The sequence below is a fragment of the Prevotella sp. oral taxon 313 genome, from assembly GCF_003043935.1.
GTDB classification, from domain to species: domain Bacteria; phylum Bacteroidota; class Bacteroidia; order Bacteroidales; family Bacteroidaceae; genus Prevotella; species Prevotella jejuni.
In genome coordinates this window covers 2,196,162-2,208,784 of record NZ_PYXE01000001.1, presented here as the reverse complement: position 1 = coordinate 2,208,784, position 12,623 = coordinate 2,196,162, and the positions used below count along the sequence as shown (strand labels likewise).

General features: G+C 40.0%; 12 protein-coding genes. 4 read left to right on the top strand and 8 right to left on the bottom strand.

The window, feature by feature from the left end:
• Positions 1 to 38: 38 nt before the first annotated feature.
• The 5 genes from AXF23_RS08715 to AXF23_RS08695 form a co-directional block, all read right to left on the bottom strand.
• Positions 39 to 341, bottom strand: a complete 303-nt coding sequence (locus tag AXF23_RS08715; protein WP_009010914.1) for a hypothetical protein — start codon at positions 339 to 341, stop codon at positions 39 to 41.
• Between the two features lie 278 nt (positions 342 to 619).
• Entirely contained in the window at positions 620 to 1,156 is a 537-nt protein-coding gene (locus AXF23_RS08710) for a tail tape measure protein (protein ID WP_107625022.1), read from the bottom strand.
• 146 nt (positions 1,157 to 1,302) lie between these two features.
• Complete coding sequence (gpmI, locus tag AXF23_RS08705) at positions 1,303 to 2,820, bottom strand: 2,3-bisphosphoglycerate-independent phosphoglycerate mutase (RefSeq protein WP_107625021.1); 1,518 nt, start codon at positions 2,818 to 2,820, stop codon at positions 1,303 to 1,305.
• A 362-nt stretch (positions 2,821 to 3,182) separates the two neighbouring features.
• Positions 3,183 to 3,665, bottom strand: coding sequence for an energy transducer TonB (locus AXF23_RS08700; protein ID WP_107625020.1), 483 nt, complete (start codon positions 3,663 to 3,665; stop codon positions 3,183 to 3,185).
• Between the two features lie 12 nt (positions 3,666 to 3,677).
• A complete protein-coding gene (locus tag AXF23_RS08695; RefSeq protein WP_107625019.1) occupies positions 3,678 to 4,142 on the bottom strand; it encodes an energy transducer TonB in 465 nt (154 codons plus the stop codon).
• Positions 4,143 to 4,551: 409 nt separating this feature from the next.
• Here AXF23_RS08695 and AXF23_RS08690 point away from each other — a divergent pair, with 409 nt between their 5' ends.
• The 4 genes from AXF23_RS08690 to AXF23_RS08675 all read left to right on the top strand — a co-directional run bounded on the left by AXF23_RS08690 (position 4,552) and on the right by AXF23_RS08675 (position 7,929).
• Positions 4,552 to 5,799, top strand: a complete 1,248-nt coding sequence (locus AXF23_RS08690) for a hypothetical protein (protein WP_107625018.1) — start codon at positions 4,552 to 4,554, stop codon at positions 5,797 to 5,799.
• 224 nt (positions 5,800 to 6,023) lie between these two features.
• Positions 6,024 to 6,746, top strand: coding sequence for a hypothetical protein (locus AXF23_RS08685; protein ID WP_107625017.1), 723 nt, complete (start codon positions 6,024 to 6,026; stop codon positions 6,744 to 6,746).
• 37 nt (positions 6,747 to 6,783) lie between these two features.
• The gene (locus AXF23_RS08680; protein ID WP_107625016.1) at positions 6,784 to 7,062 is read left to right on the top strand and encodes a hypothetical protein; all 279 of its coding nucleotides are present in this window, start codon (positions 6,784 to 6,786) and stop codon (positions 7,060 to 7,062) included.
• A gap of 330 nt (positions 7,063 to 7,392) precedes the next feature.
• Positions 7,393 to 7,929 carry a PoNe immunity protein domain-containing protein gene (locus tag AXF23_RS08675; protein ID WP_233251267.1) on the top strand — a complete coding sequence of 179 codons (537 nt, stop codon included), beginning with the start codon at positions 7,393 to 7,395 and terminating at the stop codon, positions 7,927 to 7,929.
• 330 nt (positions 7,930 to 8,259) lie between these two features.
• Here AXF23_RS08675 and AXF23_RS08670 read toward each other — a convergent pair whose 3' ends face one another.
• From AXF23_RS08670 to AXF23_RS08660, 3 genes are all read right to left on the bottom strand, one after another.
• Positions 8,260 to 9,501 carry an SGNH/GDSL hydrolase family protein gene (locus AXF23_RS08670; RefSeq protein ID WP_107625015.1) on the bottom strand — a complete coding sequence of 414 codons (1,242 nt, stop codon included), beginning with the start codon at positions 9,499 to 9,501 and terminating at the stop codon, positions 8,260 to 8,262.
• 150 nt (positions 9,502 to 9,651) lie between these two features.
• On the bottom strand, positions 9,652 to 10,563 hold the full coding sequence (locus tag AXF23_RS08665; RefSeq protein ID WP_107625014.1) for a helix-turn-helix transcriptional regulator: 912 nt from the start codon (positions 10,561 to 10,563) through the stop codon (positions 9,652 to 9,654).
• Positions 10,564 to 10,986: 423 nt separating this feature from the next.
• On the bottom strand, positions 10,987 to 12,606 hold the full coding sequence (locus tag AXF23_RS08660; protein WP_107625013.1) for a RagB/SusD family nutrient uptake outer membrane protein: 1,620 nt from the start codon (positions 12,604 to 12,606) through the stop codon (positions 10,987 to 10,989).
• Positions 12,607 to 12,623: the final 17 nt, after the last annotated feature.

Sequence of the window (12,623 nt, the reverse complement as noted above, 5' to 3'; positions counted from 1 at the left end):
GCCTTTCGACACGACTTTCTTCTATTCAAGTTAATCTATTACTTGTTCTTCTTAGGCTGAGCCTGCTTCTTACAGCAGCTACGCTGAGGCTTCTTAGCGTCTTTCTTGCCCTTGCAGCAAGCCTGTTTATCCTTTGAGCACTCCTTGCTCTGCTTGTCGCATGCCTTCTGTGCCTTCTCGTCACAAGCCTTACCGCTCTGTGGACACTGCTTAGCTTGCTTCTCTACCTGCTCGTTAGGAGCCTTGTCACACTTCTTTGAGCACTGGCTCTGAGCCTGTGCACTGAGTGAACATACACTGAATGCTACTACGAATGATAATGCTATTTTCTTAAAATCCATAATCTTTTACTGTTTAAAAATTACACTTTAATACCTATAAAACTCGAAAAGGATATAAATCCTTATGGTCGCAAAGGTAATGAAAAAAGATTTTCCAACGGCAAAAAAAGCTCGTTGTGTTTGTGAATTTTAGATTTATTACAATTTAACCATTTGTTTAGTGAATTTATGTAAACCGTGATTTATGCTTTTTTTCTTCTAAATCACCAAACAAAAAGAGCCGTGAATGAACACGACTCTTTTATCTTCAATGAATTAATTGTCTCTATCTAAGTCGATTACTTCTTCTTCTTAAAGAACGCTTTAACCTTTGCCTTGTCCTTGTTATAAGTGTTCTTGATTTTCTGTCCGTCCTTAGCAAGACCTTGCTTAACCTTCTTTACGTCAGCCTTAACCTTTGCCTTGTCCTTACGATATGCGTTTCTTACTTTCTGCTTATCCTTAGCAACACCCTGCTTTACCTTTGCCTCATCCTTACGATAAGTATTCTTTACTTTCTGTTCATCTTTAGCAAGACCGTTCTCAGCCTTCTTTACATCAGCATTGAACTTTGCCTTATCATCCTGATAAACCTTGTTTACTTTCTCCTTGTCCTTAGCAAGGTCTGCTTTAACTCTCTGCTTGTCTGCGTTGAGCTTTGCTTTCTCAGTAGTTTCAGCCTTCTTAACAGCAGCACCTACCTTCTTTGCCAACGTGTCAACACGCTGCATGATAGTCTCATGAGGCTTTTCTGTATTGTTGGTCTGTGCTTGTGCGCTGAGAGAAGAGAGTCCTGCAAGGGCTACTAATGATAATACTAACCTACGATTCTTCATTGTCTTTAATATTAAAAATAAATACTAACACCTAATTATGGGTGAGTCAACAGTAAGACACACAGTGGCAAAGGTAATAAAAAACAAATCCCAAAAGCCATAAAATGCCTTTGGGATTTGCTTTGTTTGATTTTATTAACGTTGACTTAGTCTGTGATAAGATTCTCACCAGTCATATCTGCTGGCTGCTCTAAGCCCATAATATGAAGGATAGAAGGAGCTACGTCGGCCAAACGACCATTCTTCACTGTTGCAGAATTGTTGTTTGTAACATAGATGAATGGTACTGGGTTGAGTGAGTGAGCTGTGTTTGGTGTGCCATCCTCATTGATTGCGTTGTCTGCATTACCATGGTCAGCGATGATGATCGTCTCATAATCGTTAGCCTTTGCAGTCTCAACAACCTCCTTAACGCAGTGGTCGATAGCCCAAACAGCCTTTGCAATAGCATTGTAAACACCTGTATGACCAACCATATCACCGTTAGCAAAGTTCACAACGATGAAGTCGTACTCCTGTGTCTTTATAGCACCAACGAGCTTGTCCTTCACTTCGAAAGCACTCATCTCAGGCTTTAAGTCGTATGTTGCCACCTTTGGAGAAGGAACCAAGATGCGGTCCTCACCCTCGTAAGGCTGCTCACGACCACCATTGAAGAAGAAGGTTACGTGTGCATACTTCTCTGTCTCGGCTGTATGAAGCTGTTTCTTACCAAGTCTGCTGAGGTATTCACCTAAGGTGTCCATTACGTTCTCCTTAGGGAAGAGGACATGAACGTTCTTGAAGTTAGCATCGTAAGGAGTCATACAGTAGTACTGTAAGTCCTTTATTGTGTGCATCCCTTCCTCTGGCATATCCTGCTGTGTGAGTACTTCGGTCAACTCCTTAGCACGGTCATTACGGAAGTTGATGAAGATAACGACGTCACCCTCTTGGATAGTTCCATCTACAGAAGAGTTGTTGATAGGCTTGATAAACTCGTCTGTTACACCCTCTGCATAGCTTGCCTCAACCGCTTTAACCATGTTAGTAGCCTGTACACCCTTGCCTTCAACGAGCAAGTCGTATGCTTCTTTCACACGATTCCAACGCTTGTCACGGTCCATTGCATAGAAACGACCAACGACAGAAGCAATATGTGCGCCATTTGCGTCACAAACCTTCTGGATGTCTCCAACGAAACCAGCACCACTCTTTGGGTCTGTATCACGTCCGTCCATAAAGCAATGAACGTAAACATCCTTGAGGTTGTACTCCTTTCCTATCTCAATCAGCTTGAAGAGGTGGTCGAGAGAAGAGTGAACACCACCTGTAGAGGTCAAACCCATCAAGTGAAGCTTCTTACCTGTCTTCTGTGCATAGCTATATGCATCGACGATACCTTGGTTCTTCAAGATGTCACCTGTCTGACATGCTTTGTTAATCTTTACGAGGTCTTGATAAACAATACGACCTGCACCTATATTTAAGTGACCTACCTCAGAGTTACCCATTTGGCCGTCTGGCAGACCTACATCCTCGCCTGATGCCTGCAACTCAGAGTGTGCACTAACTGCATTCAAATAATCTAAGTAGGGTGTTGGGGTGTTATAGATAACATCACCCTTACCATGCTTACCGTTACCCCATCCATCAAGGATCATCAATAAAGCTTTCTTTGCCATAATTTTACCTTTATATATTGTTTTTATCTTCGTTACTGCAAAGGTACGATAAAAGTATAAGATGGGTGCAAAAAGCCTGTGGAAATTTGAAGGGGAAGTGTATTGAATGAGAGATATAGGTCTACTCCGTTCTTTCTGCTACTCTTCGAAAGTCTAATTTGAAATGATAGAAGTCTGTAAATAAGGCTTTTGTGATGTGAAAGGATATGAGTTAAGAGTTCTTAGCATGACTGTTATCGCTCTTGTCACTTATCCTCAAATGACATGATAACACCCAGCATGAGTGGTGCGGAGCATGGACCGCTGTTTCGTTAACGATAAATAATCTTGTGATAGATAGCTATAAACAGAACTTTGCAGGCTTATAATAATCTGAAAGTGACAGGTACAAGCTGCCAAACTCCTTGCTTCGGTCGTCTTTCCCACTTCCATGCAGGCATAAGTTTGAGTACTCTGAGTGCCTCTCGGTCAAGGTATGGGTCTACAGAACGCATAACCCTAAACAGGCAGCAACGACCTGAAGGGGTCACAAAGAACTTTATTATGACTCTTCCCGAAACTGAGCTTTCTGCCAATTCAGGCGGATATTGAAGATGTGCCGCTATAAATTTGAAGAGATCACCTGGGAATGAAGGTTTCAATCCCTCAATAGTTTCAAACATCTTTGCCCCTAAGGTGTCCACATTCAATGTATCGCAAACAGGCGAAGTACTTGGTTCTCCACAATAAGGACGTTCAAAACATTCCTTTTTCTTCGGTTTCATCGACTTTTTCAGCTTCTGCGCATTGACATTACCAACAGCAAACAAACTTACTAATAGGACTAACAACAATTTCTTTATCATGACAATATACTTTTAAAGTTGACTTTTTTGCTTCTTAAATCTAACAGGCAAAATAAACCAAGTCCCACCCTTAGCCGTTGAATCCACATTCCACTTCGGCATTAACTTCAATACCCTTAACGCCTCTGTATCAAAAGCAGGACTCAACGAACGAAGTATCTTGAACTGAGAACAAGTGCCGTCACGTTCTATATAAAACTTAACAATCACCTTTCCTTCAACCTTTTTGTTCTTACGACCAGCTGGCCATACAAGGTGAGCACGAAGGAATTGTTGGATATTACCTGGGAAAGATGGCATTGGAGGAAACCAACAATCAAATATTTTATGCCTTTCGTTTTTTACTTCTAAGGTATCGATTGTATCTTTCCGAACCTCATTTTCATAAGATTTCATCGACATATTCTTCTGTTGGGCAGTAACAGTTCCTTCCATACAGATACTAAGTGATATTGCAAACAATATTCGTTTCATCATATAAACCTTTTGTTTTATTCTCCTTTACAGCTACTAAACGCAGCCTTTCGAGAGATTATTATAAACAAACTCTTTGCTTTGAAGAGCCTTTCGAACATTCTTAAATTAAAACCTGCGCCAACGCTTAAACGCAATCACGCCGCCGCAGGTTTATGAAATGCAGATGACATATATTGGAACTTATTGTCGATGCAAAGGTAAAGAAGAATATAATGCAATGCAATAGCCACTTTAGTGTTGACACAGAAACTGCAAAACAGCACCTGACTATCAACAACTTACGCATAAACAGACTAATCCTTTGACACAACAAAGCATCTAAATGTTCCCTCGTTTTCGCACTTTACAGAGCTTTAAGATGCCTTTTCATCCTCTTTCCTCCCACCCTAATTTGGCAATACGCAGTAGAATGTGTATCTTTGCAAATATGAACAAAAAACCGATTTTATTACTGATTACTCTTTTGACTTTGCTTTCATGCAGCCAAAGAAAACTACCTAACTATCCTGCAACAGACGATGGTATCACTCGGATGAGGCTCGATAGTGCTGCTTTCTTCATGGCTAAGCATGACACAAGGAATGCGATGTATCAGCTAAAATCGGCAGAAAAGCACCTTTTCAACGTAACAGAAGACTCTTTGAAGTTTGCTACATACTACCGTATAGCTCTATTGAATGCCCAGAACGGTGCTTATAAATTGGCACTTGACTACTTCGACCATACTGCTCGCTATGCGAATGATAGTAAGAAAAGCCACAGGTTGACGGATATTTACCTCGGTAAAGCCTCTGTTTTCAACCAAATCGGACAACGCGACTCTGCCCTGCTGTACGTAAAGAAGGCTGAAGCCTTCAAGCCTCGTATTCGTAAAGACCAAGAGCAGAGTATTAATCAACTAAGAACACGCATTGAGAAACGTCAGATTTTATCGGTTTCACCGGAGAAAGATATTGAGATTGTACAGATACAAGACCGTTATGAAGTGGCTATCGCACAGCGTAAAGCCCTGCAACTTCAACTCTATATCGCTTATCTTGTTATCATCTTGATACTCCTTACATCTGGTATCGTAGTATGGTTTCGCCATCGTATGCGCCAACAACTACATGCCTATCGCAGACAACAAGAGATGACAGAGCTGAATATTCAGCAGTTGCTCCGCCGAAAAGATGCAACGATAGATGAGATGAAAGCAGAAGTCGACCAAAAGATTAATGAGTTAGAACAGTTGAAACTAAAGGTTCCTAATCATAGCGAAGATACAAAAACAGCCGATTCCATCGAACAAACTAAGTTGGGAATAGACACACTCTACACCATTCTAAAAGGTGGAAATATCTCACAGATGGGTAAACGTGAACAGCAGGCTCTCAACGCTATTATGCCTAACTTCAATTACGACCTTGCCTATATCCTCAATAATCCTCGCTATGCGTTCACTCCTAAGGAGACATTCTACTATATAATGGAACATAATGGGATGACCGACGAGCAGAAAGCTGACGCCTTCTGTTGTACGTCACAAGCCATTAGATCAATTAAAAGTAGAATGAAAAAGAAGATGGAAAAGTCACAAGAAGAACTTTCTGAAACAGATATAGAACTTGCAGCAGAGGATAAATCAGCCTTATACCTACCACAACTTCATCATTAACTTGTAATGGACAAAGGTACACTGGTGACTATTTGATGAAGGTAGGTTTGATGGTCCTCTCTGCCAACGAGGGTTCAAGTAGATTCCTCGAGCTGACTGCAGAGTAAGCCTTTCTTATTCTTTAGATAGGTATTATTCCCATGCAGAGTAGAAATCTATAATCGCAATAATGTAAGTGTGTATGTGGCTTATCACGAATCATAATTATAAAAGAAGAATATTTAATGATGAGTAAGTTATCGGTAATTCTATGGTTATTATTGTTTGCGACAACATGTGTTGGGCAAGATAATTTAGGTAATAATAGTGACAAGGATACTTTAAGATATAAGCGATTTGATATTGAGGAGTATAAGAGGTTAGTAAGAAAAAATCCTACTGCTTATCGTATACGCAAAGAAGGAAAGTTGGGTGAGCTTATAGAATTAAGTGATGAATACGTAAATTACTCCTTTGCTGGCTTTCGAGAGTCTCATACATATAGAGACTCTCCATACGAATATATCTATCTGTATAACACGGAGGGAAATATAACAGCATATTGTGCATATCTTTATCAAATGCCAGTAGGTAAAGGATATCAATTCGATGGTCATGGACATGAAGTAAAATGTGTAGATTATGATTTGCCTTATAAGTTTAGCATAGATTCATTAAAAGTAAAAATGTTGCACCAATATGGTATAAATCTCATGGATAAGAAGGAAGTGTTTAGTGTAAGACGTTATGAAGAACGAGAGTATATTAAGCGACCGATTTATATAGTCTGTGCTCATTGGAAAGATAATAGGAATGACATTTATCTTATTGACGGGATTAATGGAGAGACATTATATATCCAAAAGGCTGTTGAAACAATTCGGGATGATTGTCCTACTGATTGGAAGAGCATAGAGGAATTATATCATGACTCTAAGAGTTCTTCGTCAATACCAATAAAGCAATAATATTATTGGGTTGTATTTCCTAATAAAAGAATAAGTTATGGGTATATTTGATTATTTCTTTAGCCATGCTAAACAGAAGCAAGATAAAGCTATTAGGGATAAAATAAAGAATAGGAAGCACTTTGAAAAAGTCTTGGAAAAGAGAATGACAGAGATTCATGAGGATAAACTGACTATTTCAAATGGTTGTAATAATTTATTTATAAATCGTGTTATTGCAGATAATTGTATAGATGTCATCTTTGTAAAATACTCAATGGATGCAGATATTAAAGAACTAAAAGAGGTTCTTCCGAAATATGGAGTGATAAACTAAAACTCTTACATATAAGGCACACAGAGTCACGGAGGGGACGGAGGTAACGCAATGTCACGGAGGTGCCGAGGGCACAAAGAGCGACGGAGATGCAGCATACAGATTCTTGACAAATATTTTGGAATAAACGTTTTGTATATAAATTGCTAATAGAATTGGCAAACAAGCTCCGTTGCTCTATGCACCGACGGTGCCTCTGTTACTACTATAGCTTTGTATTTAATAATCCTCCGTTCTCTCCGTGTCTCCGTGTGACATTGCTTCAAACTCTAAACACAAGTGGCAAACCTTATCACTCCAAAATCCTGAAGACCCCTAAAAGATATCTATATGGATTCATTAAGCTATTTTCTACATGGCTTTGAGAAAGAGAACCCTATATATAATGACATTCTAAACCATGTATCATTAGGCGTATTGTTAAATATTCCAGATGATAACATTAAACAGTTGATTACCTATGTTCAGCAGATGGACGAACAGGCAAAGCCAGCTGATTGGACTCCAGACCTTTTACTCTGGTTTATGCTGAACGCTCGGATGGACGAGGATAAGATACAAACGCATGCAAATAAGCTTGCCTTCCCTAAGTTGTATAAAGGGCTTTTCAAATTAACACAGTTGTCTGATGCACAAGCTGCGAAGAAAGCTTTGATAGATTACATCGGGAAATGGTATAACTTGAACAAGGATGCCCCTTGGTATAATAATCATTTGAAAACAAGCTGTTATCGTGGTTACTGGGCTTGGGAGGTTGGAGCTGTCGCAAAGATACTGCACATAGATGATTCCGACCTAAAGGATAATCCATATTATCCTTATGACATGGTACATTGGGAAGAAGACGATACAACTAACGATGAGTAATAATGATCAGATACTGCTTTCACCTTGTCATATACGAAGCAGTAGACTTTTCTAAATTAGGAAGGAATAGTATCTATTACGGTCAGAATATAGTACATAATATTACGAAATTAGTTTTATTTTCTTTTGCTGTCACATTTAACATTTCGCGTAAGTCCACTGTAAATTAACAACTTAAATGGCTATAATGGATGACAGATATGACAGGAAACTTTATTTAGAGATTTTGCTTTGCCATAAATAGAGAATGTCTATCATTCTAAAGTGATACTTCACTTTCAATAAGAATGATAGACATTATCGTATAGGAGTCGAACGATGTGGATGTTATTACTTCCTTTCTGTCAATGGTCGTTGACTGGAGGGAGTTGGTACATTCATCTCTTCGAGTCTCTTGGCAGCATATTCTCCCATCATCTTATACCCCTTAGGGTTAGGGTGCAACCAATCACCAATCTGGCAGTCTTTGCGTAGTCTGTCGGGTGATGACGGATCACGCATGAGTGCATCAAAGTCTATGAAACCGTCGATTTCATGGTTTGTTCTTATCCATTCGTTTACAGTCTTACGTGCTGCATCACGTGCCTCTGTGAAGTAACCTTTGCAGCCATTGAAAGGAGTTATCGTACCCATATAAACCTTCAATCCACGTTGGCGAGCCTTCTTAATCATCACTTGGTAGGCTTCAATCAACTGGCGAGCAGTTTCTTCTGGATTGGTTGACGTACCGATATCATTAATAGCCTCGAAGATGATTACTGCACGAAGTCCTCTTTGTCCCAAGATATCACGATCGAAACGTTCCTTTCCCGGCTGTCCTAAACCCACAGAGAGGATACGATTATCCCCAATACCAAGATTCAACACACCCGTTTTCGGACTCTTCGACTCATGTTCTCCATTCAGTACGGCAGACATAAAATCAGGCCAACGGTCTTGTGCATTTGTCACGCAACCCTTTCCATCGGTAATACTATTACCAAGGATAGCCACACTGGAAGCAGAGGCATCAAGGACATCAATAGCAGAAATATTAAACCAATGGTCCTCTTTGAAAGCTGTTGAGAAATCAGTATTAGCATTTGTCACACCACGTAATATATAAGATGTAGTACGCGAACCCATGTGAACAGTAGGTTCTTTTGGTGCTTTAAGATAGTTAATCGTAATTGACAAACGCTCCAATGGTTGTAAATCGAATTTCAACGCATCTGAAAAGGCAGCCTTACCAGCAGGTATCGTTACCCGACGTTTATTATTAAAACGGAGATACTTAGCTGAATTCTTCTGTATCTCTGACCCTTCTCCAGCCTTTGCAATATAAACACTGGTAATCTCAACAGGCTCAGAAGACAGTTCATTACTCAACTGCAAACGAATAACAGGGCCGCCGATACTCACCTTCACGACCTGTCGTACGGAGCGATTCGTCATTTGGTTATTATAAGGCATAAAACCCTTATCAACTGTCTGTGGCGCACAAGCCCATGTACCCACCCAACGTTCTTGCTGTGCATAAGTGTTGAGTGTGATAAAAAGCAATAAAACGAATAAAATCTTACGTGTAAACATTGTCCTGAATTTATTTCCTCCCAAGTCCTCCTTAATGTCTTCTGTAAATGAGAACTATCAGAAAGCGTATCTCTGTTGGTGGAAGGATGATGATAAATAATGAACTATTTTGATGTATAATACAATAAAGGATAAATTTCCTAAATCATGTTACTGTAGGTTTAACGAATTGATGAGGCTCTTTATTTCCTCCCTCATGTATTTCTTAAAACCATCTCCTTCGATGATTTCTATATCTTTGAAAAGCCCGAGAACAAATCTACCCAAACCACGATAGTCACAGACTTCTATGTCTAAGAGCCACGAGCCATCCTCATTCGGTGTAAGATAATGCGCCCCTTGCGGATATTCTTCCTTAAAGAGATTGTGTGACAATTGGCCTAAACGCAGTTTTACACGGTGACGTTCTTCACCACTGAACATAAAGATGTCCGTAAACACCTGCCTATGCTTGTCTTCATGTAGCCATGGCGAATCCAATATCTCTACTCCTGCCATACGTGATACCTTGAATGTCTTGTTCTGTTTCGATACCAATTCATGACAGCGTACATCCTCATTGTTATTTAACAAGAGGTAAGGTTCCACAAGTCGGTCCTTTAGTGTATGGCTATGTGGACTTGAATAACCAATTAAGCGAACCGTCTTCTTCTCTGCCATAGCCTTTCGCAAAAGTTTTATGTTACTATCCATTTGCTTATGTATGGGCGAGTTTATGGATACAGAGAAATTATAAGTGTTCTCTAACTTCTCTCTTAGTTGGTTTACCATTTCGCTGTCATTACCCGCTATCGTCAACACACTATGGATAGTCTTCACATCTTGATTTGTAAACTGAATTGTCTGCAGCAGCTGTGTGAAGAAAGGAGAGCGACGGTCTATATGGTAATAGCCTTGATTCTTGAACACGATAAAACCTGCATGCTTGATGAAATCGAGTAGGTAATAGAAATTCCTTCGCGACAACTCCATCCGCTCACACAACTCTTCGACCGTATAGTTACGTCCGTCAGACAATAGAATTAGGAGTTCTAACTGCTTCTTTAATTTATCGAATCTCATTCTTACAATGAATAGATATATGATATATAACGCAGAAACAACACTTTTATTAATCTCTACAGCATTTTTTTATGCCAAATCATACCTAACCGCTGACACTATCCTCTATACCAAAAGACTCTTCTCATAGCAAGTGATAATGACTCCCTACCAAGAACGAGATTATTATACACCATACAAGAATAGTTTTATTTTGATTTGCTGTCACTTTTAACATTTCACATAACTCCATTGCAAACAAACGAGTTAGACAAGTACTTTGGATGACAGGAATGACAGGAAAATTAGTTTTAGAGAGACAAACAATCTTCTCGGTAATAAAACAATATATGTTTAGAAGCTAATAAACGATTTGAGTTAAAAACAAAGAAAGGCAGAAAGAAACCTGTTCTCCCTGCCTTTACATTTATAATAACATAAGACCTATTTGTTCTTCACAAGATCATTATAATCAATCTCCTTCTGTGGAATTACCCAAGTCCACTTGTTTCCGTAGTCCACAGCTATTGTTTTTGCAACAGCAGCGTGTGCATTACCACCTTCAGCAAATGAGTGACGAACAACAGGAATGTTCCAACGCTTGTAATCACTCCATCCAAAGCCTTCACCCCAAAGTTCAACCTCACGGTAATCCTTGATTTCATTGAAGAGGTCAGTGCCTGTCTTCGTACAAGTATAGCTTGAATTACGACCTGTAGTAGCATTCAGTTTAACCAATGCAGCCTGTGCATCAGCAGTATTACCCAAGAAGTAATTAGCCTCAGCTTCGATGAGAACCATCTCACTTGCACGGATGAAAGGAACATAACTAACACCTGGCTGTGCAGTTACCCAGAACTTCATTTGGCCATCCAAATAGATATAGCCTGATCCGTATGCAGCAGAGAGACCAGAAACTTGATGTTTCTTGACGATAGAGTCGGCCTGTGCCAATACACTCTCATTACCCTCACCTAAGATTCCATAGGTCTGATTTACCTGTGAATTGTCAGTAATATCTATACTGCGGAATTTATCTGCAGTGACAAAGAGCTGCTTACGAGCATCATTATTAGGGATACGTGAGATTAACTCATGACCAATAGTACCGGCACCCGTACTCTGTGTAGTTGCATAGTAACCGTTACAAGCACCCTGTACACCAAAAGCCCAATACCAGTTCTGCTCACTTGCGTCGCCATAGCTACCAAGAATCCACTCATCGTTTGGCTTATAGAAACCAGCTGCGTATGCTTCACCAGTCATCAAAGGACGACCATTCTCAGCCAATTTGGCCTGTGCCAAAGCTGTAGCGTAGTCTTGACGAGTCAAAGCAGCACGTGCGTAGACAGCGTGAGCTGTATTCAAATCAGGAATCCAACACTCTGATGTTGAACGTGTCACACCACTTTCAGTGAAGAGTGTGATAGCATCTTGGCAGTCCTTATAAATCTGAGCATAAGTCTCAGCAAGTGTAGAAGCCTTTAACTCACCTGTAGAAGTGTCAAGACGCAGTGGCAATCCCTGAGAAGCACCGTTGTTACTATCCTGCCAACGATAGCAGTAATAATGTACTAACTTCTCAAATGCGTATGCACGGAAAGTCAATGCCGAAGCCTTGATAAACTTTCTGTCTGCATCAGAACCAGTAGCATTATCAATGTTTGCAAGGAGTGCATTTGCATTGTTAATAATCTGGTAATAGTATGTCCACGCGTATGAATCATAGATACTCGTTGCACGGAAGTGGAATGTTTGATTATGGATAGGTGCCCAACCAGAAGCATAACGGTTGTAGTTATAGTTCTGACTTGGAAGATTCTCATAGAGACGCATTATCGCATTTTCACCCGCAAATCCCTGGCTGTAGTAAGACTGCTGTACAGTCATCGACTTTGCAATACCATTCAAAGTATTACGTGCATTGCTTGTGGTAGCGTATGCTGCTGATGGCTCAGCCGACTCTGATGGTGATACATTGAGATAATCACTGGAGCAAGAAGCTGTTATAGCAGCTACAGCAAGTAAAGCCCCTGCGGTGAATTTATTTATTGAATATTTCATATTATTCCTTTTTTAAA

Bases quoted from the DNA above. Each gene is read 5' to 3' on its own strand.
- AXF23_RS08710 (WP_107625022.1), bottom strand. From the start codon at position 1,156: ATGAAGAATCGTAGGTTAGTATTATCATTAGTAGCCCTTGCAGGACTC.
- AXF23_RS08660 (WP_107625013.1), bottom strand. From the start codon at position 12,606: ATGAAATATTCAATAAATAAATTCACCGCAGGGGCTTTACTTGCTGTA.
- AXF23_RS08715 (WP_009010914.1), bottom strand. From the start codon at position 341: ATGGATTTTAAGAAAATAGCATTATCATTCGTAGTAGCATTCAGTGTA.
- AXF23_RS08675 (WP_233251267.1), top strand. From the start codon at position 7,393: ATGGATTCATTAAGCTATTTTCTACATGGCTTTGAGAAAGAGAACCCT.
- AXF23_RS08695 (WP_107625019.1), bottom strand. From the start codon at position 4,142: ATGATGAAACGAATATTGTTTGCAATATCACTTAGTATCTGTATGGAA.
- AXF23_RS08690 (WP_107625018.1), top strand. From the start codon at position 4,552: ATGTGTATCTTTGCAAATATGAACAAAAAACCGATTTTATTACTGATT.
- AXF23_RS08670 (WP_107625015.1), bottom strand. From the start codon at position 9,501: ATGTTTACACGTAAGATTTTATTCGTTTTATTGCTTTTTATCACACTC.
- AXF23_RS08700 (WP_107625020.1), bottom strand. From the start codon at position 3,665: ATGATAAAGAAATTGTTGTTAGTCCTATTAGTAAGTTTGTTTGCTGTT.
- gpmI (WP_107625021.1), bottom strand. From the start codon at position 2,820: ATGGCAAAGAAAGCTTTATTGATGATCCTTGATGGATGGGGTAACGGT.
- AXF23_RS08665 (WP_107625014.1), bottom strand. From the start codon at position 10,563: ATGAGATTCGATAAATTAAAGAAGCAGTTAGAACTCCTAATTCTATTG.
- AXF23_RS08680 (WP_107625016.1), top strand. From the start codon at position 6,784: ATGGGTATATTTGATTATTTCTTTAGCCATGCTAAACAGAAGCAAGAT.
- AXF23_RS08685 (WP_107625017.1), top strand. From the start codon at position 6,024: ATGATGAGTAAGTTATCGGTAATTCTATGGTTATTATTGTTTGCGACA.